Source organism: Halorubrum rubrum, assembly GCF_024494685.1.
GTDB lineage: Archaea > Halobacteriota > Halobacteria > Halobacteriales > Haloferacaceae > Halorubrum > Halorubrum rubrum.
Map to the genome: position 1 here is coordinate 71,227 of NZ_JANHDM010000011.1, position 20,706 is coordinate 91,932.

General features: G+C 68.3%; 23 protein-coding genes and 2 tRNA genes. 11 read left to right on the plus strand and 14 right to left on the minus strand.

The genetic code is table 11. The annotated features are described in order from the left end of the window. Nucleotides 1–24: 24 nt before the first annotated feature. Nucleotides 25–633: an undecaprenyl diphosphate synthase family protein gene (locus NO889_RS12565; protein WP_256412588.1), complete on the minus strand. Its 609-nt coding sequence runs from the start codon at nucleotides 631–633 to the stop codon at nucleotides 25–27. A gap of 75 nt (nucleotides 634–708) precedes the next feature. Here NO889_RS12565 and NO889_RS12570 point away from each other — a divergent pair, with 75 nt between their 5' ends. Together NO889_RS12570 and NO889_RS12575 are read left to right on the plus strand one after the other, a co-directional pair. Next, entirely contained in the window at nucleotides 709–1,254 is a 546-nt protein-coding gene (locus NO889_RS12570; RefSeq protein WP_256412589.1) for a DUF8056 family protein, read from the plus strand. Between the two features lie 8 nt (nucleotides 1,255–1,262). Next, on the plus strand, nucleotides 1,263–1,733 hold the full coding sequence (locus NO889_RS12575) for a DUF5812 family protein (protein ID WP_256412591.1): 471 nt from the start codon (nucleotides 1,263–1,265) through the stop codon (nucleotides 1,731–1,733). 515 nt (nucleotides 1,734–2,248) lie between these two features. Here the strand turns inward: NO889_RS12575 and NO889_RS12580 are convergent. From NO889_RS12580 to NO889_RS12590, 3 genes are all read right to left on the minus strand, one after another. Beyond that, nucleotides 2,249–3,961 carry a serine hydrolase domain-containing protein gene (locus NO889_RS12580; RefSeq protein WP_256412592.1) on the minus strand — a complete coding sequence of 571 codons (1,713 nt, stop codon included), beginning with the start codon at nucleotides 3,959–3,961 and terminating at the stop codon, nucleotides 2,249–2,251. Beyond that, entirely contained in the window at nucleotides 3,958–4,668 is a 711-nt protein-coding gene (locus tag NO889_RS12585; protein WP_256412593.1) for a class I SAM-dependent methyltransferase, read from the minus strand. The genes NO889_RS12580 and NO889_RS12585 overlap by 4 nt, the downstream gene beginning before the upstream one ends. Nucleotides 4,669–4,875: 207 nt before the next feature. Then, entirely contained in the window at nucleotides 4,876–5,793 is a 918-nt protein-coding gene (locus NO889_RS12590) for a winged helix-turn-helix domain-containing protein (RefSeq protein ID WP_256412594.1), read from the minus strand. Nucleotides 5,794–5,939: 146 nt separating this feature from the next. Here NO889_RS12590 and secF point away from each other — a divergent pair, with 146 nt between their 5' ends. From secF to NO889_RS12615, 5 genes are all read left to right on the plus strand, one after another. Continuing rightward, a complete protein-coding gene (secF, locus tag NO889_RS12595) occupies nucleotides 5,940–6,824 on the plus strand; it encodes a protein translocase subunit SecF (protein WP_256412595.1) in 885 nt (294 codons plus the stop codon). Then, the gene (locus tag NO889_RS12600; protein WP_256412596.1) at nucleotides 6,824–8,449 is read left to right on the plus strand and encodes a preprotein translocase subunit SecD; all 1,626 of its coding nucleotides are present in this window, start codon (nucleotides 6,824–6,826) and stop codon (nucleotides 8,447–8,449) included. Before secF ends, NO889_RS12600 begins: the two co-directional genes overlap by 1 nt. A gap of 63 nt (nucleotides 8,450–8,512) precedes the next feature. Beyond that, on the plus strand, nucleotides 8,513–9,025 hold the full coding sequence (locus NO889_RS12605) for a metallophosphoesterase (RefSeq protein ID WP_256412597.1): 513 nt from the start codon (nucleotides 8,513–8,515) through the stop codon (nucleotides 9,023–9,025). Between the two features lie 445 nt (nucleotides 9,026–9,470). Further along, nucleotides 9,471–9,599: a DUF7859 family protein gene (locus NO889_RS12610; RefSeq protein ID WP_255417636.1), complete on the plus strand. Its 129-nt coding sequence runs from the start codon at nucleotides 9,471–9,473 to the stop codon at nucleotides 9,597–9,599. Nucleotides 9,600–9,601: 2 nt separating this feature from the next. Continuing rightward, nucleotides 9,602–10,780: an inorganic phosphate transporter gene (locus NO889_RS12615; protein WP_256412598.1), complete on the plus strand. Its 1,179-nt coding sequence runs from the start codon at nucleotides 9,602–9,604 to the stop codon at nucleotides 10,778–10,780. Nucleotides 10,781–11,283: 503 nt separating this feature from the next. Here NO889_RS12615 and ygfZ read toward each other — a convergent pair. From ygfZ to NO889_RS12630, 3 genes are all read right to left on the minus strand, one after another. Then, nucleotides 11,284–12,435 (minus strand): CAF17-like 4Fe-4S cluster assembly/insertion protein YgfZ, encoded by a 1,152-nt coding sequence (ygfZ, locus tag NO889_RS12620; protein ID WP_256412599.1) that lies wholly within the window; start codon nucleotides 12,433–12,435, stop codon nucleotides 11,284–11,286. 75 nt (nucleotides 12,436–12,510) lie between these two features. Continuing rightward, nucleotides 12,511–12,810, minus strand: coding sequence for a DUF6432 family protein (locus tag NO889_RS12625; RefSeq protein ID WP_256412600.1), 300 nt, complete (start codon nucleotides 12,808–12,810; stop codon nucleotides 12,511–12,513). A gap of 74 nt (nucleotides 12,811–12,884) precedes the next feature. Further along, nucleotides 12,885–13,406, minus strand: a complete 522-nt coding sequence (locus NO889_RS12630) for an archaemetzincin family Zn-dependent metalloprotease (RefSeq protein ID WP_256412601.1) — start codon at nucleotides 13,404–13,406, stop codon at nucleotides 12,885–12,887. Between the two features lie 39 nt (nucleotides 13,407–13,445). Here NO889_RS12630 and NO889_RS12635 point away from each other — a divergent pair, with 39 nt between their 5' ends. Beyond that, nucleotides 13,446–13,958, plus strand: coding sequence for a UPF0146 family protein (locus NO889_RS12635; RefSeq protein WP_256412602.1), 513 nt, complete (start codon nucleotides 13,446–13,448; stop codon nucleotides 13,956–13,958). Nucleotides 13,959–14,110: 152 nt separating this feature from the next. Next, on the plus strand, nucleotides 14,111–14,980 hold the full coding sequence (locus tag NO889_RS12640) for a TIGR01548 family HAD-type hydrolase (RefSeq protein WP_256412603.1): 870 nt from the start codon (nucleotides 14,111–14,113) through the stop codon (nucleotides 14,978–14,980). 45 nt (nucleotides 14,981–15,025) lie between these two features. On the opposite strand, the gene NO889_RS12645 is transcribed toward NO889_RS12640, so the two are convergent. The 3 genes from NO889_RS12645 to NO889_RS12655 all read right to left on the minus strand — a co-directional run bounded on the left by NO889_RS12645 (nucleotide 15,026) and on the right by NO889_RS12655 (nucleotide 15,777). Then, nucleotides 15,026–15,101, minus strand: a tRNA-Ile gene (locus tag NO889_RS12645). A gap of 44 nt (nucleotides 15,102–15,145) precedes the next feature. After that, on the minus strand, nucleotides 15,146–15,610 hold the full coding sequence (locus tag NO889_RS12650; RefSeq protein WP_256412604.1) for a group I intron-associated PD-(D/E)XK endonuclease: 465 nt from the start codon (nucleotides 15,608–15,610) through the stop codon (nucleotides 15,146–15,148). A 60-nt stretch (nucleotides 15,611–15,670) separates the two neighbouring features. Further along, a tRNA-Asn gene (locus tag NO889_RS12655) sits at nucleotides 15,671–15,777 on the minus strand. A gap of 123 nt (nucleotides 15,778–15,900) precedes the next feature. On the opposite strand from NO889_RS12655, the gene cca reads away from it, so the two are divergent. Next, a complete protein-coding gene (gene cca / locus NO889_RS12660) occupies nucleotides 15,901–17,319 on the plus strand; it encodes a CCA tRNA nucleotidyltransferase (RefSeq protein ID WP_256412605.1) in 1,419 nt (472 codons plus the stop codon). A gap of 32 nt (nucleotides 17,320–17,351) precedes the next feature. On the opposite strand, the gene NO889_RS12665 is transcribed toward cca, so the two are convergent. From NO889_RS12665 to NO889_RS12680, 4 genes are read right to left on the minus strand one after another with little or no spacing between them, the layout of a single operon-like run. Next, a complete protein-coding gene (locus NO889_RS12665) occupies nucleotides 17,352–17,714 on the minus strand; it encodes a hypothetical protein (RefSeq protein ID WP_256412606.1) in 363 nt (120 codons plus the stop codon). A 49-nt stretch (nucleotides 17,715–17,763) separates the two neighbouring features. After that, entirely contained in the window at nucleotides 17,764–18,126 is a 363-nt protein-coding gene (locus NO889_RS12670; RefSeq protein WP_256412607.1) for a fluoride efflux transporter FluC, read from the minus strand. Continuing rightward, on the minus strand, nucleotides 18,123–18,470 hold the full coding sequence (locus NO889_RS12675; RefSeq protein ID WP_256412608.1) for a fluoride efflux transporter FluC: 348 nt from the start codon (nucleotides 18,468–18,470) through the stop codon (nucleotides 18,123–18,125). The genes NO889_RS12670 and NO889_RS12675 overlap by 4 nt, the downstream gene beginning before the upstream one ends. A 40-nt stretch (nucleotides 18,471–18,510) precedes the next feature. Further along, nucleotides 18,511–19,710, minus strand: a complete 1,200-nt coding sequence (locus tag NO889_RS12680; protein WP_256412609.1) for an ATP-binding protein — start codon at nucleotides 19,708–19,710, stop codon at nucleotides 18,511–18,513. 511 nt (nucleotides 19,711–20,221) lie between these two features. Between NO889_RS12680 and NO889_RS12685 the strand changes: the two genes are divergently transcribed. After that, a complete protein-coding gene (locus NO889_RS12685; RefSeq protein WP_256412610.1) occupies nucleotides 20,222–20,704 on the plus strand; it encodes a DUF7382 domain-containing protein in 483 nt (160 codons plus the stop codon). Nucleotides 20,705–20,706 lie beyond the last annotated feature (2 nt).

Here is a 20,706-nt window from a genome sequence, read left to right on the forward strand (position 1 = left end):
GTTCGGTTGACGTTCGCCCGAGCCTCACCGGCCGAACCGTCGCTGTCTGTCCTGAAAGTCGAGGACGGCACGGAGGTAGTCTCGCCGCCTGAACTCCCGCCAGTTCACGTCGGTGAAGTAGAGTTCGGCGTACACCGACTGCCAGATGGCGAAATCCGAGAGCCGCTCCGCGCCGGTCTTGATCACCAGATCGGGTTCGGTCGGGAACACCAACCGGTCCGTGACGGCCGCCTCGTCGATCTCTTCGGGCCGCAACTCGCCGGCGTCGACGTCGGCGGCGATGTCGCGGACCGCGGCGGCGAACTCGGCTTTTCCACCGAGGCCGACGTTCACGCGGATCGGAGCGCCCGCCGACTCGGTGTCGCCCGGACCGCGGATCGACATCGGCCGCGGCGCGTCCAGCTCCCGGAACTCTCGGACGAGCGCGGGGACCACCGCCTCGTCGAGCACGGAGACGGAGACGGTCACCCGCTCCGCCCCGTAGTCGAACGCCCAGCCGAGCGCCGCGGCGAGGGTGTCGAGCGCGCCGTCCGCGAGCAGGTCGCGCTCGGTGATGACGATGGCGACGTGCTCTGGCGGGTCTCCCTCGTGGAGGCGGTGGCGAACCGTGAGATACGCGTCGTAGAGTCCCACGGTCGCCGATCGCCCCGCGGGGTGTAAAACCTCGCGGACGAGAGGTTTAATCGCCCGTCGCTCCAAGGGCGCGTGATGACCGACAGCTACCGTGGGGTGTTCGGCGCGATCCCGTACGCGATCCGCAACACCGACTCGTGGACGATGCGCGTCTACGGGGTTATCGGCACGCTGGCGACCGCGGCCATCGCGCTCGTGGTCGCGCTCGCCCTCGTCGTCTGGATGGCCGAAACCGCCGGCGTCCCGAGCGGGACGTACCTGTTCACGCGCTCTTTGTACGTGGTTTTGGGATTCGCCGCCGTCGCCCCGCTTCTGGCCCCGCTGCTCTTCGTCGCCCGCCGGCACCGTCGGGAGCTTCCCGTCGCGGCCGGCTACGACCGGAAGCTGGCGTACGCGGGCTTTCTCTTCTTAGCCTCGCTGTACCTCGGGCTTATCGTCACCGCGCCCGCGGACCTGCGCGACCCGACCGAGTCCGTGCTGCTGTCGGCGCTGTACGCGCTCCCCCGGCCGGCCGGAGCGCTCTTCCCCGTTCTCGCCGCCGCGGTCGTGTTCTGGACACACTACCGGCTCCGAGACGACGACGAGGACGGCTCGAAACCCGGAAATGGCTCGGCGGCCTAGCGCCGACGATGACCGACGAAAAGGAGGGAACGTTCCTCGTCACCCACGTCGAGGAGGACTCCGCGGTGCTCAAGGACGCCGAGGACGGCCAAGTCCACACGCTGAGCTCGAATCCGGGGCTGGCGGTCGACGACGCCGTCGAGGCGACCGTCGCGCCCGACCCGCCGATGGAGGTCACCTACCGGGTGATCGAACTGGAAGAGCGACGGTCGCTCTCGCTCGAGCGCAGCGAGGAGCCCCCGACGGTTCACGAGCGTGAACTGGCCGCCGACCTAGAGACGGGGGAGTTGACTCGCGAACCGCGCGCCGGGATCGGCGAGATCCACGTGTTGTCGCCGCCGGAGGACGCGACCGAGGAGGCGGCCGGGGACGTGCTCTCGGATCGCGAGGGAACGCTCTCGAGAGCCGCCAGGCTCGGGGTGAACCGCGTCGAGGTCCGGGCGGAGCCGGGCGTGCTCAGCGTGCGGTACCTGCCCTGAGTTCGGGAGCGGTTCGGAGCGCCGTTTCGCGGTTCTGGAGAGAGAAGAAGGGATGCGATCCTCTCTCCATGCCGAGTATCGGACTGAGAGAAACTAGAAAACGGTGGACAACGTGATGAAGTCGAGCCTGACGAGTTGCCAACTGAACCCGAGTCCGAGAACTGCCAGTAGTGTTTGGTGAATACGGGCTCTCCGTGACCAGCACCGATTCCACCACGCGAGTAGTGCGCCGGCAGTCGTCACGAGCGTGAAAAACACGACGAGGGACGGGAGTGTGAGCGCGACTTGCATCGGGACCGGTCGCGTGATGAGCGCGAGTTCGCCGCCCCTCTCAATGACGACTACCAGGAGCAGGACAAATCCGAGGGAAACGGCACTCAGTCCGACGCTGGCCGTACGAGCGAGCCACGTGAGACGACGCCCTCGAGGGGTGAGATCTCCCGTTCTCTCGTCACCGTCCGTGTGTTCGGTGGGGTCGCCTGACTGCTGGGAAGCGGTCGCTCTGGAGTGGTCCGTCATTCGGTGTGTTTCCTCTCGGTGACCGAATCCGTCTCCGTGCGGTACTGGTTCCACTGCTGCCGAACGCGCCGTCCGCCCCATCCGGCGAGCGAAAGGCCGAATCCGGCGAGGGGTACTCCGAGAGCGCTCCCGGTGACGAGTTGGCGTTCGTGGAACGGAACTGGCCGGTAGACGCCGATCGGCTCGCTTGCCAGATGCATTGCCTCGACCTCACCGTCCGTGACCTCGAACGCCAGGACATCGTTCCCGTCAACCTCGTGATAGACGTACGGATCGGTCTCGATCCACTGCCGCGGATCGCCGTCGAGCGTCGTCGTGCGGAGACGGCCGTTGGCTGCGGGGTCGACTGACACGTGTTCCAGCACATCGATCAGTTGGAGCGGACCGCGGCGTGGCAGGCTGGAGAGGCTATACTCGCCGGCAACGGTTTCCGCGCGTTCCCGGCCCCCCGACTGTGGTGTCGGTGAGGGGTCAGTCGACGGTGATCGAAGCCCGTATGTAACAAGAAGTTCGTCGATCACGTCACCCGGTGGCGGTGACGCACCGCTGTTGCTGTTGTAGTTCACGAAGATCCCGATATCAGCTGCCGGTGCGAGGACGAGATGGCTCGAAAAGTGAACCGTCGCGCCTGAATGACCGATTACTCCAGCGTCCGGGTTCCCGTATTCGTGGAAGCCGTACCGCCAGTTGGTGACGGCGGGATGCCGCACGTGATGGTGGTCGTACATCACTCGTGCGGTGTCTGCCTGTAAGATCCGTGTGTCGTCGACCGTACCGGCACCGAGGTGTGCGCACATGAACGCCGCCATATCACGCGCCGTCGCCGTCATCGACCCCGCCGGACGCATATTGATGTACACCGGCTCAGCGGACTGGAAGTCGTCTCCATCTCGGGTATGGCCTACGGCGAGGGTTCCAGAATAGTCGTCCCGGACGGGCTGAGAGAACGTGCTGTGGCTCATGTCGAGTGGTTCGAAAATCTCTGACTGGACGTACTCCTCGAACGTGGTATCGTGGACTTCCGCGACGATGTGTCCGGCGAGGGCCGCCCCGTAGTTCGAGTACCCGACTAGTTCACCCGGCGGGCGCACGCGACGCGGCTTCCCATCGGCGAGAACGGTTTCCAGCGGCTCGATACCGTTCGGGTCAGCGACCACGTCAGGATCGATCGCCGACTCGAACCCCGCGGTGTGAGTTCCGAGGTGGCGTAGCGTCACCGGCTCCGCGTCGGTCTCCGGAACCGTGATCGCAGAACCGTCGAGATAACGGTTGACATCCTCGTCGAGATCGAGGACGCCCCGTTCGACGCCTTGCATAACGGCCGTCCACGTTACGAGCTTGCCGACTGAACCGACGCGAAACGCGGTCTCGGGTGCTCGAACCGGTGTGCCGGAGTCCACAGCAGCGTCGCCGTATCCCTTGATGAGGATGGGACCATCGCGTCGAACGATAGCCACGGCCGCGCCCGGCGTCGTCGTCCCGACTCGCTGCGTCATCACGTCATCGACGAACGATTCGACCTCATCGGCGTCAGGAAACGGGTTCTCAGGGGATGAGACGGGTTCAGCCATGGATTCGACACCGACGGTCGCTCTGCCCGTTGTACTGGCCAGCCCGGAGACGGTGAGGGTACCGAGCCCGGCGAGAACCGCTCGCCGGGATGTGTACCCGGCATCGCTGGTTCGTCGACTCGGGTTCCGGTCGCTCATTCCGCGGGCTCGTCTACGACCGGGTCACACGCTATTCGGGTGATCCGGCCGAGTTGCGCGGTTTCGGCTTCAGCCACGGAGAGCCCGGCTCGACGGACCACGGAGAGCGGCTCTTGGGTCACTCGACAGCCGGACTTCTCGTAGTGGGCGTCGGCGCGCCAGTCCAGGTACCGTGCGATGAGGCCGTTGTCGCTTCGACCGTGTTCGAGCAACAGGACCCGTCCGTCGGGCCGACAGACGCGCGCCATCTCTCGAAGCGCCGCGTCGGGATCGGGGAACGTACAGGTCGATAACGAGGAGATGACCGTATCGAAACTGTCGTCCTCGAACTCGAGGTCCTGTGCGTCCATCCGCGTGACGGTCCCGTCCCGTTCGAGGGCCTCGAGCTCGGATCTGGCGCGTTCCAACAACGGTTCGCTGACGTCGATGCCGACGATCTCGGTTGACTCCGGGAGGTACCGAAAGTTCTCACCCGTTCCGCACGCGACGTCGAGTACCCGTCCCTCGGCGTGGGAGAACTGGCGGCGGCGATGTCGCCCGGTTACCAGGCGATTCAGCCAGCCGAGCCGGTCGATCCATCTCGCGTAGCGTGCGTAGGCGTCCTGGATGTCCTGGACGGTCATCTGACCGTCGGTCGACGATTTCGTTCCGTGATCCGTCGAGTGTCGGGGGGAGTCCGACGTGTTGATCGTGTCGTTGTTGGCCATCGGTGAGCACCTCGGTCTTCATCCGAAGAGAGGACAACGTGCCCGATAAATATTATCGAATAATTGATATATTTTCAGACCGGTTTCAAAACCACGGTTAAGCGCCTGCCCGTATTCAACAGCCAAAACACGAACAACGAAGCACAACAGCGCCCACACCTCCGAAACGCTCAACCGCGATTTTGAAACTCTATTGACGGATCCAGCTCAATCGAGATCCCGACCGCGCACGCGCTCGGTCCGCGTCGTCCGAGCAGCGTCGTCGAGGAACACCCGAAGCACCGCACCCTCGTGACGCAACTCGACTCGGTACTCAACCGGATCAGTAGCGATCCGTTCGGCGCTCCACCGGCCCTCTCTGAGATATCGATGGAGCTCCCACCACCCGCTCCCCAGAATATCGACGCCGTGCTCCCAGTAAAACGCGATCGACGGGGGACGAAACGCCGCGCTGTACGTCAGCGGTCCGCTATACCGGCGTAGACACGCCTCACACTCGTCGACCGTGAAATGCGAGACCGGTACATCGCCGGGCAGCGACTGCTCGCTCGCATCCAGAACCTCGGTCCGGATCTCCCCGGCACACTCGGGACAGATCCCCTCTTGAACGAGGCCGAACTCCGTCGCCTGTTTCCGCTTGAGCGACTCCAGCAACGCCGGCCCCGAACGCGCACGCGCCTGCGCCGGCGTCACGATGTAGCCGGTCACCGGCCGATCACACGACGGACACCGCACCATGAAGTACTGGTCGTCCAGCCCCGCCTCAAGCTGCGTTTCCCCGCAGAACAGGCACATCCCTTCCGTCTCGATACCGTCGACGTCGGGCGGTTGCGTGAAGTTCTCGGCGAGGATGAACCGAACGATCTGCTCGCCAGCGTGCGTGAACGTGTAGCCGCCCTCGACCTTCCGAAGGTACGTCCCCGCGAGCTCGCCGAGGTGATACGAGAGCTTCGACGTGTTATCGATCTCGACGCGCTCGTAGATCGCTGAAAACGACAACGGCGCAAACCCCGAATTCGACGGGGCCTGCTCGGATTGGGCCACGGCGACAGCCCGGAGGATCTCCACCCGGCTCTCGTCCGAAAGCAGCGCGAACACATCCGCCGCCGTTTGCTCGGAACCCATACACGAACGCTCGTTCTCACTCATCCCCAATAGCGTCTGCGCCGAGAATCGTTCTACCCTCCGAGTACTGTTCGTGTGTTTATGTATCTGTGCGTAACGGTTAGTTGATGAGAAGGCTTATTCGGGCTCACGGACGAATCGGTTTCATGACAGCGATCGAGGTACCGGAGGTCGATTACACCGAGTACTCGAACCGCCAGCTGGTGCTCGTGCCGCTGGCGGTGCTCGCGCTGGCGGTGCTCGTGATCGGCGGGTGGTACGTCGCCACCGGCGCGCCGGCGACGCTCGGTCTGGAGTTCACGGGCGGCGTGGAGCTCCGCATCGCCGACGACGAGAGCGGGGACGTCGAGGAACGGATCGAGACGGCGTTCGACCGCGAGCCCGACTCGGTCCGCTCCATCCCGGCCGACGACGTGTACGTCGTGACCTTCCGCGCGGCCGACGACGACCCTGGCGAACTGGCGAGCGATCTGGAGACGCAGGCGGACGCGGCGGGGCTGTCGGTCGAGGCGATCGACCAGGTGTCGCCGAGCTTCGCGTCCGACACGGCGCGGACGACGATCTTCGGGCTCGCGCTCGCGTTCCTCGGGATGAGCGTGCTCGTCTTCGCGCTGTTCCGGACGTTCGTCCCCTCCGTGGCGATCGTCGCCTCCGCCTTCTCGGACCTCGTGATCCCCGTCGCCGCGATGAACCTCCTCGGCATCGAGATGACGCTCGGCATCGTCGCCGCCCTCCTCATGATCATCGGGTACAGCGTCGACTCGGACATCCTGTTGAACAACTCCGTGTTGCGCCGGACCGGCGAGTTCTACGAGTCGGTGAGCCGCGCGATGCGGACCGGGGTGACGATGACGGTCACCTCCATCGCCGCGATGCTCGTGATGGCGATCGTCGCGACGATATTCGGAGTCGGGCTCCTCCGTGACATCGGGATCATCCTCGCGATCGGGCTCTGTGCGGACCTGATGAACACGTACCTGCTGAACGTGGCGCTGTTGCGCTGGTACAAGTTCGAGGGGGTGAAACGCTGATGTTCGAGCCGATAAAGGAGAACTGGCGGGTGCTGCTCCTCGTCGTCGTCGTGCTCGGCGCGACGGTCGCGCTCTTCGCCCCGCAGTTCGCCCCCGAGACCGCGCCGGGCGGCTCGGCCGAGGACGCGACGCAGGGGGTGACGAACCTCCAGTACGGCCTCGACCTCGCGGGCGGAACCCGCATCCGCGCGCCGCTTGTCGGATACACCGCGACGGGCGTCGACTTCGCGGGCGAGACTCCGACGCAGGTCGCGAGCGACGTCGCCGCCGAACTGGAGGGCGTCTCGACCCGCGAGGTCGACGCGGCCCTCGACGACGAGGGGACCGGAACCGATGGCACCGGTGCCGTCGAGGTCACCGACACGTCGGTGAGCGAGGAGGAGTTCCGCGAGGCGATGGACGCCTCGGGGTACGAGTACGAGGGGATCAGAAGCGGCGTGACCCAGGAGACCCGCGAGGCGGCTGTCGAGGTCATCCAGGGGAAGATCAACGAGGCCGGCCTCTCGGGCGGGAGCGTCCAACAGGTCCAGTCGATCACCGGCGAGTACTTCATCCTCGTCGAGGTGCCCGGCCAGGGTCGCCAGGACGTGATCGACCTCTTAGAGGAGCGCGGGACCGTCGAGATCGCCATCGCGTACCCCGACTCGAACGCCACGAACGACACCGCGAGAAGCGACGGGATCCTGGTTCAGGGCGACTTCGAGAACATCGGGACCGCGAGCAGGCGAGAGTCGGGCTCCGGTGCGTACGTCCCGGTCTCCGTCGTCAACGAGGCTTCCGAGGGCGAGCGGTCGCCGGCCGTCCGGTTCCAGGACGCCGCCGTGGAGTACGGCGTCGCGAGCGCTTCCGGCGGCGCGCGCTGTGACTACGACATGGAGACGAACTCGCTCGGCGAGTCCAGCGACTCCTGTCTGCTGCTCGTCGTCGACGGCGAGGTCGTCAACGCGTTCGGGATGGACGACGGCCTCGCGCGGAGCATGGCGAGCGGGAGTTGGGCCGACAGCGGGAACTTCCGGCTGACGACCACCTCCTTCGCCGACGCACAGACCATCTCGATCAACCTCCGTGCGGGCGCGCTCCCCGCCGAACTCGACATCAGCGGACAGGGGACCTCCTCGACGATCTCCGCCACGCAAGGGGAGAACTTCCGGCTCTACTCCGCGTTCGCCGGCGTCTTCGCGGTGTTCGCGGTCGCCGGCGTGGTGTTCCTCCGCTACCGCGAGCCGAAGGTGGCGCTCCCGATGATCGTCACCGCGCTCGCCGAGGTGTACGCGCTGCTCGGGTTCGCGGCGCTCGTGGGATACCCGCTCGAACTCGCAGTGATCGCCGGCTTCATCGCCGTCGTCGGGACGGGCGTCGACGACCTCGTGATCATCGCCGACGAGGTGATGAGCGAGGGCGAGGTCAACTCCCGGACGGTGTTCGACTCGCGGTTCCGCCGGGCGTTCTGGGTGATCGGCGCGGCCGCGGCGACGACCATCGTCGCCATGTCGCCGCTGATGGTGTTGAGCCTCGGCGACCTCTCCGGGTTCGCGATCTTCACCATCCTCGGCGTGCTCATCGGCGTGTTGATCACGCGGCCCGCCTACGGCGACATCCTCCGCCGGCTGTTGACGGTCCGGTGACGAGGCGTCGCTCCCACGCCTTCACCCGCGACGCTTAACCGCCACGCGCCGGAACCCGGAGACATGCTCGTCGTCGTCTCGGACACCCACAGCACCGACGACCCGAAGCTCCGCGGTCGGACTCGCGAGGCGGTCGAGGCGGCCGAGGTCGTCGTCCACGCGGGCGACTTCTACCGCGAGCCGGTCCTCGACGCGTTCGAGCGCACCGCGGCCGGCACCCTCCGCGCCGTGTTCGGCAACAACGACGAGGCGGCGATCCGCGAGCGGCTCCCTGAGGTCCGTACCGTCGAGTTCGACGGCGTCCGCCTCGCGGTGACGCACAGACATCGAAGCGGCGATACCGGCCTCGTTATGCTCGCTCGCGGCCGCGACGCTGACGCCGCTATCTGCGGACATACGCATCGGCCGCGCTTCGACGACTCGACAGGGGTTCCGATCCTGAATCCGGGAAGCCACGCTCAGCCGCGGGGAAACCGTCCGGCCCACGCGGAACTCGATCCGATAGACGGCGGGCTCGACGGGAGACTCGTCACGCCCGACGGCGATGTCTTCGAGCGGTTCCGGATCGAGGGATAGATACGACGACCGTCGAAGTCGATCGGACGACCTCCGAGAGGAAGAGCGCACGCGTCCGTCCCGCGTCTCGACGGAGGGGGGATCGGTCGGACGGGTGGGGACGGACGGCGACGACTCCCCGCTTCGGCCCGATCGGACGGGCGGCCGTCGGGGAGGCGGCCGTCGGTCCGGAGGCGTCGACCGTCCGGACGAGGGGGGATCGTCCGGGCGGACGGAGGGCGGACGTGTGCCTCGGTCGCGGTGGAATCCCGGGTACCGGCATCGATCGGTACTCGGCGGAGGGCCGAAGCGGGGGTCGCACTCGTGTATCGACCCGGTACCGTATTATAGGTGTCCGAGGCACAAAAATGCGTTTTAGTGACCGACGGGGCCGAGCACTCGTGGTCCGTGTTCGCTCGGCCGTCGGGTCGAAACGCCTAACTCGGTGCCGACGGAGATCCGTTGTATGATATCGGTCGAGCCGCTGTTCGTGCTCGTTCTCGTCGGCCTGCTCGGGCTGTTCTTCTTCGGTTTCCTCCTCGTCCGGCGCACCCTGATGGGGCTGCGTGAGGGGTACGAGGACGGGCGGCGATAGCGATGGTTGCCGTCACGATCCTCACGCTCCTCGTCGCCGGCATCGCGAGCCTCTTCATGGCGTGGTCCATCGGGGCCGGCTCCTCGGGGTCGACGCCGTTCGCCCCGGCCGTCGGAGCCAACGCCATCTCGGTGATGCGCGCCGGCCTCGTCGTCGGCGTCCTCGGCCTCCTCGGGGCGGTCCTCCAGGGGGCGAACGTCACCGAGGCGGTCGGCACGGAGCTGATCGGCGGGATCACGCTCACCGCCACCGCCGCGATCATCGCGCTCGTCACCGCCGCGGTGCTCGTCGCGATCGGCGTCTTCGCCGGCTACCCGATCGCGACCGCGTTCACCGTCACCGGCGCGGTCGTCGGCGTCGGCCTCGCGATGGGCGGCGACCCCGCGTGGCCGAAGTACACCGAGATACTCACGCTGTGGGTGCTCACCCCGTTCGTCGGCGGCGGGATCGCCTACGGCGTCGCCCGAACGCTGATCGGCGACCGCCTCCCGGAACGCGGGCTCACGGCAGCGCTGGCCGGCGTGGTCGGCGCGATCGTCGCCAACGTCGGGTTCGCGCTGCTCGGTCCGGCGGGCGAACAGGCGTCGATCGCCGAGGCGGTCTCCGCCGAACTCGGCGTCCCCGGCGGGGTCGGGGTCGTCGCCGTCACGGCGGCGACGGCCACGCTCGTCGCGCTCGCGGTGTACGTCGACATCGGTCGAGGCCGCGCGGGCGCACAGCGCCGCTTCCTGCTCGCGATGGGCGGGCTCGTAGCGTTCTCCGCCGGCGGCTCGCAGGTCGGCCTCGCGATCGGGCCGCTCGTGCCGATCTTCTCCGAGGTGGGCGTGCCGCTGTGGGCGCTTCTGGTCGGCGGGGGCGTCGGCCTGCTCGCCGGGTCGTGGACCGGCGCGCCGCGGATGATCAAGGCGATCTCACAGGACTACGCCTCGATGGGGCCGCGGCGGTCGATATCGGCGCTCATTCCGTCGTTCGCCATCGCACAGACCGCGGTCGCGTTCGGGATCCCCGTCTCGTTCAACGAGATCATCGTCTCGGCGATCGTCGGCGCGGGGTACGCCGCCGGGGACTCGGGGGTGAGCCGGTCGAAGATGGGGTACACCGTGCTCGCGTGGATCGCGTCGCTCGTCGGGTCGCTGGTGCTCGGGTTCGGCGTCTACTCGGTCGTCCGGTTGGCGTTGTAGGAGGTTATCAGATCTCTCCTGTGATCGCGGGCGTGAGATCCCGGCCGTATCTCTCTGATCGGTATCCATGTCTTCGGTCGTCGGTACGAAAGCGGCGTCATGATCGCGGTGAACACCTCCAAAGCCCCAGCCGCGAGGCGGGCGCACGCTCGCTGCGGTCCTCGGTCACTCGCGGTGCTCGCTCCCTGCGGTCCTTGTGTCGCCTGCGCCCGCCTCGCGACTGCCCCTTTGAGCCCCGCCCGACCGCACCACCGGAAGACGGTCCTGCGCTCACTTCGTTCGCTGCGCGGGCTGCGACTTCCATGCTCCCGCTCGTTCCACTCGCGGGAACGCACCCGCACCTCACGCCTCCCCAGCCTCGCTGCTCGCGCTCTTCGAGCGCTCGCAGCGTCCAGCGAGAATCAAAGATTCTCTGGCAGCCGGCGGCGAAGCCGCCGGCGACCTCGCGGTCGGTGAGCGCCCAAGTGGGCGCTCACCGGCGCGCCACCGCGTTCCATCTCCTCTCAGTCGCTCGGATAGGTCGGCAACCGCCCGGATCGGGCGCTCCCTTCGACGAACGGGAGGGCGGTCCGGGTCGCGCTCGTTTCGGTGCCGTCGACGCGCACGGTGACCGACTCCGCAGCGGCGTCGAAGTCGACGAGCGCGAACGCGATCGGCTCCTCGAGTGCGGGGCCGACGGCCGCGCGGGTCACGTCGCCGACCGCCGCGTCGCCCGCGAAGACGGCCGCGCCGGGGTCGGGGAGGCGGTCCGTGACGCCGTCGGGGTCCGCGTCGCCGTCGATCCCGGCGAGGTCCTCGGAGAGCCCGTCGAGCGCGAGCCCGAGCAGCCGGCGGCTGGGTCGCCCCTGGTTCTCGACGCGGGAGACGACCTCCTGGCCGACGTAACACCCCTTCTCGAAGTCGAGTGCGTTGCGGATCCCGAGGACGTTCGGGAGCGTCCCCTCGAGCTCGTGTTCGAAGAGGGGCGTGCCCGCCTCGAGGCTGAGCGCGTCCCACGTCCGGTAGCCGAACGGGGCTGCGTTGAGCCCGCGGTTGACGAGCGTGTCGAACACGTCGGGGGCGTCCGCGGCCGCACACACCACCTCGTACCCCTCTTCGCCGAGCGGCGCGTCGCTCGCGATCACCGTGACGCCGGCGTCGACCATCGATCCCCGGACGAACGTCAGCGGCTCCTCCGGCGCGCCCGGCCCGCCGAGCACCGAGGCGATCTTCTCGGTCGATTTGGGGCCGTGGACGCCGAAGACGCCGAACTCCGCGGAGACGTCCGCGACCTCCACGTCCTGAATGAACACCTTCCCCGCCCAGTCCTCGCGGACGGGCTGGGCGCGCTCGGGGGGAACGAAGACGAGGAGCCGCTCGTCGGCGTTGTAGACGTACATGTCCGTCTCGATCCCGCCCTGCGGGTCACAGAGCAGCGCGTAGACGCCGCGACCGTCCTCGGCGGGGACGCGGTTGCTGACGGCGTTGTCGACGAACTCCACGCGGTCCTCGCCCGTGACCGAGAGCACGCCGTATCCCATCTCGATCGCGCCCACGACGTTCCGGACGGCCTTCCCGACGCGGGCGGGCTTGCCGTAGTGGTCGACGACCTGTCTGCCGCCGCGGTCGCGATAGCGCGCGCCGTGACCGTCGTGGGCGTCGGAGACGAGCGTCATGGCTCCCTCCAGTCGCGGCACGGGCAAAAGGTCGCGGTTCGCGGGTGACGGATCCGTCGGATCGCCCTCGACGCCCTACAGCCCGAGTCGCTCTCTGATACTCTCGAGGAGCCCGCCGGGCGGCTTCGATTCGTCGGGGTCGGGGTCCGGGACGACCCGATCGTGGGGGTAGACGCGGACGCGCTCACCGCTCTCGACGGTGATGAGGGAGTCCTCCTTCAGCGTCGAGAGGGCGTCCTCGACCGCGTCGATGTCGGCGTCGACGGCCGCCCGGAGCTCTAACACCGTCATCCCCTCGTCGCCGCGGTCGACCAGCGCGTCGAGCAACGCGACCTGGACGTCCGGCCGGTCGCGGTACTCCGACTTTGCGGCCATGTCTCCAATATGGATCGGACGGGGTTTACCTCTACCGGCGCGACGGGCGGGGTGACTCACCGGTGACGCTCGACTCACCGAACGAGCCGCGAGCAGGTCCCACAGAGGTTCTCCTCTTTCACGTCGACCTCGCGGACCGTGGGTGAAAAGGACATCACGCACTTGCTGTTGTCGCAGTGTTCCAACCCGAGGGTGTGGCCGACCTCGTGAACGACCTCCTTGCGGACGCGGTCGGCGAAGACGTCGATCGCGGGTTTCGTCGACACGCCGCCGTCGGAGGACGTCCGGAGTCGGTGCGTCGAGATGACGGAGCCGCTGCCGTTGAGGTACGCCAGCCCGAACACGTAGTTCCGCCGGCGGTAGTAGAGGTCTCGCGGGGTGATCCCGATGTTCTTCTCGCCGCCGCCGACGCGGCTGACGACCTCGATGAGGTCCTCCGCGCGGTACTGTCCCCGTCCGTCGTCGTAGGCGGTGTCCGGAACCGCCTGGTCGTCGTGGACCGTCACGTCACAGTCGTACACCGACCGCAGCACGGCGGAGGCCTCCCGTTTCACTCGCGGGGAAACCTCCCCGACGGGCACGATGTCCACGAGCATGGAACGGCTTTTGACCGCCGCGGTCATAAACCCCCCGCCGTGGCATCTCCCTCACGTCGTGCGCTCGTGACCGAACTCGACCGGTTCGACGGACTCCTCGAGGTCGGCTGTGGCGACCGCCTCGGCGTCGCGAGCGACCTCGCCGACCGCGGCCGCGACGTGATCGCGATCGACGTCGCGGTCGACGGCGACGACGGGGCAGACGAGTGGGACGACCGGGCGGACGGAGCCGACGGGTCGGCCGACGAGCGATCCGCCCCCGACGGCTCGCTCCGCGTCCGCCACGGCGACGTGGTCGCGCTCGCGGACACGGCCGACCCGTCGTCGGCGCTCGGGGTCGGGAGCGAGGACGGAACCGGGATCGACGCGGTGTACGCCCGCCGCCTCCCGGCGGAGCTTCAACGCCCCGCCCTCGAGTTGGCGACCCGCCTCGACGCCGCCTGTCTGTTCACCACGCTCGGGTTCGAGGAGCCGGTCGTCCCCGTGGAGCGCCGGTCGAGACCCGGAACGACGCTGTACGTCGCGCGATCGGTCACGGATCGCTCCCCGTGAGATCTCCGAGACCGCCTGAGAAGACCTCCGGGACCGCCTCGTGAGTCGGCTCCGTGGGTCGAAGCCGCTTCCCGCGAACCGGATCCACCTCACTCAGCGGACCGAACCGCGGGAACCCGAACGTTCATTTTTCCCCCTGCCGGCCTACGGGTATGCAGGTCGACGCCGTCGTGCTCGATATCGATGGGGTGTTGGTCGACGTCGCGGACTCCTACCGCCGGGCGATCATCGAGTCGGTCGACCGCGTCTGCGGCAAGACGATCGGCCGCGAGGCGATCCAGGCGTTCAAGAACGCCGGGGGCTTCAACAATGACTGGGAGCTGACGTACGCGGCCGCCCTCTTCGTGTTGGCCCGCCGCGAGGGGCTCCGGATGGACGTCGAGGCGTTCACGGACCGGATCGCGGCCGACGAGGCCGGCGGCGGCCTCGCGGCGGCCAAACGCGTCGTCGCCGACCTCCCCAACGTCGCGCAAGCGCGGGTTCGCGACCAGTGGGACACGGACCGCCTCCACGACGTGTTCCAGGCGTTGTACCTCGGCGAGGACTTGTACCGCGAGCTCGAGGGCGGCGACCCGCCGGTGTCGACGACGGGATACATCCACGACGAGCCGACGCTCGTCGGTCCGGCGACGATCGCGGACCTGACCGACCGCTTCGACGTGGGCGTGTTGACGGGGCGGCCCGCCGCGGAGGCTGAGATCGCACTCGACCGCGTCGGGCTCGAGGTTTCCGAAACCCACCGGTTCACGATGGACGACTGGGAGGAGGGGAAGCCGCACCCGCGGGCGCTCGTCGAACTCGCCGAGCGGTTCGACGCCGGGCGGATCGCGTTCGCGGGCGACACCCTCGACGACGTGCGAACCGCCCGGAACGCGGACCGCGAGGACGACTCGCGCGTCTACTACGCGGTCGGCGTCCTGACGGGGGGGCTGACCGGCGAGGCGGGGACGCGGGCGTTCACGGAGGCCGGAGCCGACGCCGTCCTCGACGACGTGAACGGGCTGGTGGACCTGTTGGAGTAGCGTCGCGATCGGGGCAGCGGCTCGCGAGGATGTTCGCCGTGAGAATGGGCCTTGCCGGATTTGAACCGGCGATCACTCCGTTATGAGCGGAGGGCTTTGAGCCAGACTAAGCTAAAGGCCCGCGTCGATATCCGGTATACGAGGGACGTTCTTTAGATTACCGCATTACTCCGATCGGATCCGGTCGAGAACCGCATCGAGTCGGTACTCCGCGTGCCCGTTAACGTTCGCTCGGTTGTTGTTCGCGGCGGGTTCGTACCGGATCGTGGTCGCTGCCGCTCCGGCGTCTTCGATCGAAACGAGATACACTTCCTCTGTTCGGACGTTCAGGACGGCGAAGTAATCGATCTTCCCGTCGTAGCCCTCTCGTTCGTATCCTCCGCTTTTCGTCCGGACGCTTCGGGTCCGAAACTCCACCGCGCCATCGTTTTTGCCGTCGTACGCCGTTTTGATCTGGAGCCGATAGAACTCATCGTCGATCCTCATGACGAGGTCGTACGGCTCGTTGTCGTACGCCGGCGTGAGTACGGAAACGTCGCGGGCGATCAGCTCCGCCGTGACGATCGCTTCCGTGGCCTGTCCACGCTTCTGTGGTTCTCCGAGCCGATCGTACTGCTCGAAACGCGACATGTGACACGTTGTGTCGTCATCGTACAAAACGCGTGATCGGTACCGGAAGCGTAGGAAGGACGCCGAAGCCAGGACTCGAACCTGGGACCGCCTCGTGACTGCGACGGTCGGGGGAAACCGCCGATCGTCGTAACAGCGAGGCGCTCTACCAACTGAGCTACTTCGGCTCGATTCATCGTACTCGACTGGATCTGATAGGGCTTTCGTTTCCGCCCGACCCGGTCCGGGAACCCCCGGTCACCCCTCCCCACGACCGACACGCTTTCGGCCGGACCGCGAGAAGCCCGCGTATGGCCGACCTCGACGCGGTGCTGTCGCGCGTCCGCGAGCACGCCCTTCCGGACGTGGAGGAACGCGAGCGGCTGCGGACGACGGCCGCCGAGCTGACGGATCGAACTCGGGCGGCGATCGCGGACCTCCCTGTGGAGGCCGACGTGGTCCAGGTGGGCTCGACGGCACGCGGGACGTGGGTCTCCGGCGACCGCGACATCGACCTCTTCGTTCGGTTTCCCGCGGACCTCGACCGCGAGGAGCTCGAGGAGTACGGGCTCGCGGTCGGCCACGCGGTCCTGCCGGACGGCCACGAGGAGTACGCCGAGCACCCCTACGTGAAGGGCGTCTTCGGGGGGTTCGACGTCGATTTGGTCCCCTGTCACGACGTCGCGGAGGCGGGCGATCTGATCTCCGCCGTGGACCGCACGCCGTTCCACGACGCGTACCTCTCGGAGCGGCTCGACGACGACCTCGCCGGCGACGTGGTCCTCGCGAAGGCGTTCCTCAAGGGGATCGGCGCGTACGGCAGCGACCTCCGGACCGAGGGCTTTTCGGGATACCTCACCGAGCTACTCGTCGCCGAACTCGGCGGGTTCGTCCCGCTCGTCGAGTCCGCCCGGAGCTGGCACCCGCCGGTGGAGTTCGATCCCGAGGGACACGCGGAACGGACGTTCGAGGACCCGCTCGTCGTCGTCGATCCGACGGACCCGACGCGAAACGTCGCGGCGGTGTTATCGGCGGCGAACCTGGCGCGGTTTCAACACTACGCGAGGGATTTGCTCGCGACCCCCCGCGAGGAGCTGTTCGAGCCGCGAACTCCCGAACCGCTCGACGCGGGGGCGGTCCGCGATCACCTCGACAGACGCGAGACGACCCCGGTCGCCGTCGTCTTCGACGCCCCGGACGTCGTCGATGACCAGCTGTGGCCCCAGCTCCGCCGATCGCTCGACGGCGTCGTTCGCGGGCTGAACGAACGGGGTTTCGACGCGCTCCGCGCTCGGGCGATGGTCGGGGACGGCGGCGGACGTGGTGTGGGCGGCGACGGAAGCGGTCGCGACCGAAGCGGCGACGGCGGGGGTCGAGCGGCCCTGTACGTCGAGGTCGAGACGGCGACACGGCCGGCGGTCGAGCGCCACGAGGGGCCGCCGGTCGCCGTGCGGAAACACGCCGATCGGTTCTACGAGTCGTACGCGGACGACGTCGATCCCGACACGTACGGCCCCTTCATCGACGGAAACCGGTACGTCGTCGAGCGCGAGCGGGAGTTCACCACGGTCCGCGGATACCTCGAGAGCGACGCCGCCGCCGACATCGCCCTCGGTGCCCAGATCGAGCCGGCGTTTGCGGACCGGGACGTGCTCGTCGGGGACGCCGTGGCGACGCTCGCCGACCGCTTCGGGAGGGGGCTCCGGGAGTTCTACGAGCCGCACCCGTGAGGTCCGCCCCTCCGGTCGGGTACCGGCCGATATCAGTCGAGGACGCGGGTCGACAGGTAGTAGAGCCCGAGTAGGACGAGGACGACGACGACGGCGACCACCGAGAACAGCACGGCGACGCGGGGGAACGCCATCCAGAGCGCGATGTAAAACGAGAACCCGAACGCGAGAAGCACCGCGACCACGACGCCGCGGGTCGGGTTCTGGACGGCCGCGACGAACACCCGCTGTGGCAGCGAGAGGTCCGCGAAGTCCACGTCCGCGACGTCGCTCGGAGCGTCCGTCTCGCTCGGAGCGTCCGTCTCGCTCGGAGCGTCCGTCTCGCTCGCGTCGGTGACGCCGGATCCGCCGTCCGCGCTCGGAGATTCCGTCGGTGCGTCGGCGTCGTCGTTCACGTCGCGTCGTACGGCCTCGTCCGTCCTGTAACTGTCGCTCTCTCCGCGGTCACGTGGCCACGGCGACGGCCGCGGACCCGAGGAGCGCCGCCCCGATCGCCGCGAGGAGGACTCCGAGGGCGAACCCGACGGCGACGTCGGCCTCGCCGCTCTCCGCCGTCGTGACCGTTTCGACCGCGAACGACGAGAACGTCGTGAACGCGCCACAGAAGCCGACGCCGACCCCCAGCGCGACGGCGGAGTCGACCGGAGCGGCGAGCACGGCCCCGAGCACGAGGCTCCCGAGGACGTTGACCGCGGCGAGCGAGCGACGACCGGAGACGGTGAGGCCGATCAGGTGGCGACACGTCGCGCCCGCCGCGCCGCCGAGGCCGACCGCGACCGCTCCGAGAAGCGGGTTCGCCGCCGTCACGGTCGCCTCCCGACGGCGAGCCCCGCCAGCGCGGCCGCGAACCCAAGTCCGTAGCTCACGGCGACGTAGGCCGTTCCGCCGACCGTGCCGAGCGCGACCGTGTCGGTCGCGAACGTGCTGTACGTGGTGAACGAGGAGATCACGCCAGTGCCGACGAAGAGCCGCGTCCGCGGACCGACCGCTCGCGTGACGAGGAATCCGAGCGCGAACGACCCGACGACGTTCACGAGGAGCGTTCCGGCCCCGGTCACGTCGCCGGCGGCGACGTCGACGCCGTATCGAGCCAGTGCGCCGACGAATCCGCCGAGTGCGACGAGTCCGACCCCCGAGGCCGTCCGTTCCATGACCGTCCCTGCGGGCGGACCGAGTTGTGCGTTCCGATGCTCACGGACCGCGGCCGGCCGTCCCGACGACCCGTTCGCCCCCCGACGATCTATCGGTCCGCGTTGGCTCCTCGTCCCGTGCTGCCTCCTCGATTCGTGCCGCCCGTTCGCTCCGAGCCGCCTCCGTGTCGCGGGCACGGGGATCGCCGCCGCCGTGTGGCGTTCGTCGCTCTCGCACGCGGACCGAGTGGGCCGTCTCGCTCGCGTCGTCGACGACGAGCGCCTCGCCGGTGCCCGTCGGCAGCCGAGCGACGAGGTCGCCGGCGAGGTACGTCGCCTCCGCCGTCGCCAGCGCGTCCACGTCCGGGCCGGCCGTGAGCCGGTGTGCCACGAGGAGGTCGGACTGCGAGACGGCGACGTCCGGCAGCGCGCTCGGACGCTGGGTCGCACAGACGAGCGACACCCCTGGGGCGCGTCCCCGCGTCAGAAGCGTCCGCAGCGCCGGGTCGGCCACGCCGTCGAAGAAGGCGTGTGCTTCGTCGACGAGCAGCCAGGGGAGTCGGTCGACGGTCCCGTTCACTCGTGCGTCGTACAGGCCGCGGGCGACCGCGCGGACGACCGCCCCGGCGGCGACCTCGGGGGTTCCGGACAGATCGAGTACCGTCGGGTCGCCGCCCGCGGCGAAGGCGGTGACCGGCGGGGCCGCCGCGTCGAAGACGCCCCAGGATTCCGCCAGCCGGAGGTGATTCCGGACGGCCCGACGCGTCCGGTCGGGAGCGTCGGCCTCCGAGACGGCCCACCGGAGCGACTCGATCGACGGGGAGACGTCGCTCGTCGGCCCGCTCCGCTCCGTCGCGTCGGCGACGACCCGCCACAGCAGGCTTCCGGGGCCGTCCGCGGGGTCGAGCCCGACGAGGTCGGGCCAGACCGAGGCCGGGATATCGGCCGGGCGGACCGCGGGATCGACGACCCGCCCGCCGATATCGGTCAGTCCGCCGAAGACGCCCATTGGATCGACGACGACCGGAGCCACCCCGACCGCGTCCGCGAGCCCCTCCGCGATGACGCCGAGCGTGTACGACTTCCCGGTGCCGCGCTTCCCGAGGACCACCGCCGCGTGCGGGGAGTCGGCGTCCATCCCGACGGCCGCCCCGTCGCTCCCGTCCCGAGCCAGAAAGGAGCCGAGGCGGACGCTCGCCGGCGATGAGTTCCTCCCGTCATCCGCTCCGCCTCCGCCGTCGTCCCGCCCGAGAACGTTCATACGCGGGATCGTGCGGTATCGAATAAAAGCCGTCGCACGAGACGTGAGCGGCGGACCGCTCACTCGGCTCTGTCGAGATCCTCAGTACAGCCTAAGCAACGAGCGATCGCCCGAACGGTCGGCGCGCCTCCTCGCGTCCCATCGGGACGCGAGGAGCCCGCGAGGGACGCCACGAGCGCTTGAAAAGCGCGAGTGGCGAGGTTGGGGAGGCGTGAGGTGCGGTTGCGGGGCGGTTGCGGGCGGACTCAAAGGGACAGCCGGCTCCGGGAAGACGGCCGACGCAAGCACCGCAGCGAACGAAGTGAGCGAGGAGCGCAGCGAGGCCCTCGACTGGAGCCGGCTGGGGCTTTGGACGTCGTCACCGCGCCAGCAACGATCCCGTTCTCATCACCCCGATCACTACTGAAACACCCGTCCAATTAGCACTCGAAACATAGCGGCTGTTTTCAGCGGAGCCGCTCTTCTCGATCCCGACCGACTGCTTATATACTAATCCGCGGCCACCGGTCGTATGCTCGACTCGAAGTCGGACACGTCGGACTCGAAGGCCGGTGTCGGATCGTTTCTCGACGACCGCCGCGCGATCGAGGGGTTGCCGGTCAGGCTAGTGATCGCCCTCGTCGTCGGCGTCGCGAGCCTCAGCGTGATGATGGGGATGATAGGTGACATCGACGGGCTTTCGTCGACGGAGATCGACGCGCAGCCGCAGCCGGAGGTGACGACGCCGGGGTCACAGACGCTCGACGTCGCGGTCGTCGACCCGGACGGAAACCGCGTCTCGGACGCGACGGTGATCGTCCGCGGCGGCTCCGCACGACTTGACGGGCTCGCCACCGCGAAGTCCGGCTCGGACGGGATAGCCAGCGTCGACGTATCTCCGGAACTGGGTGCGAACCAGCTCGATGGAACGCTCTCCATCGACGTCAAACCGCCCGCCGGAAGCGATTTCGTCGACGAACGCGCCAACACCGAGGTGCTCGTGGTCGCGGAGTGAGT

Coding starts and splice junctions, on each gene's coding strand:
- NO889_RS12625 (WP_256412600.1), bottom strand. CDS start 12,810: ATGGCCGCAAAGTCGGAGTACCGCGACCGGCCGGACGTCCAGGTCGCG.
- NO889_RS12615 (WP_256412598.1), top strand. CDS start 9,602: ATGGTTGCCGTCACGATCCTCACGCTCCTCGTCGCCGGCATCGCGAGC.
- NO889_RS12600 (WP_256412596.1), top strand. CDS start 6,824: ATGTTCGAGCCGATAAAGGAGAACTGGCGGGTGCTGCTCCTCGTCGTC.
- NO889_RS12685 (WP_256412610.1), top strand. CDS start 20,222: ATGCTCGACTCGAAGTCGGACACGTCGGACTCGAAGGCCGGTGTCGGA.
- NO889_RS12610 (WP_255417636.1), top strand. CDS start 9,471: ATGATATCGGTCGAGCCGCTGTTCGTGCTCGTTCTCGTCGGCCTGCTC.
- NO889_RS12680 (WP_256412609.1), bottom strand. CDS start 19,710: ATGAACGTTCTCGGGCGGGACGACGGCGGAGGCGGAGCGGATGACGGG.
- NO889_RS12605 (WP_256412597.1), top strand. CDS start 8,513: ATGCTCGTCGTCGTCTCGGACACCCACAGCACCGACGACCCGAAGCTC.
- NO889_RS12575 (WP_256412591.1), top strand. CDS start 1,263: ATGACCGACGAAAAGGAGGGAACGTTCCTCGTCACCCACGTCGAGGAG.
- NO889_RS12650 (WP_256412604.1), bottom strand. CDS start 15,610: ATGTCGCGTTTCGAGCAGTACGATCGGCTCGGAGAACCACAGAAGCGT.
- secF (WP_256412595.1), top strand. CDS start 5,940: ATGACAGCGATCGAGGTACCGGAGGTCGATTACACCGAGTACTCGAAC.
- NO889_RS12585 (WP_256412593.1), bottom strand. CDS start 4,668: ATGGCCAACAACGACACGATCAACACGTCGGACTCCCCCCGACACTCG.
- cca (WP_256412605.1), top strand. CDS start 15,901: ATGGCCGACCTCGACGCGGTGCTGTCGCGCGTCCGCGAGCACGCCCTT.
- ygfZ (WP_256412599.1), bottom strand. CDS start 12,435: ATGACGCTCGTCTCCGACGCCCACGACGGTCACGGCGCGCGCTATCGC.
- NO889_RS12675 (WP_256412608.1), bottom strand. CDS start 18,470: ATGGAACGGACGGCCTCGGGGGTCGGACTCGTCGCACTCGGCGGATTC.
- NO889_RS12570 (WP_256412589.1), top strand. CDS start 709: ATGACCGACAGCTACCGTGGGGTGTTCGGCGCGATCCCGTACGCGATC.
- NO889_RS12640 (WP_256412603.1), top strand. CDS start 14,111: ATGCAGGTCGACGCCGTCGTGCTCGATATCGATGGGGTGTTGGTCGAC.
- NO889_RS12580 (WP_256412592.1), bottom strand. CDS start 3,961: ATGAGCGACCGGAACCCGAGTCGACGAACCAGCGATGCCGGGTACACA.
- NO889_RS12630 (WP_256412601.1), bottom strand. CDS start 13,406: ATGCTCGTGGACATCGTGCCCGTCGGGGAGGTTTCCCCGCGAGTGAAA.
- NO889_RS12590 (WP_256412594.1), bottom strand. CDS start 5,793: ATGGGTTCCGAGCAAACGGCGGCGGATGTGTTCGCGCTGCTTTCGGAC.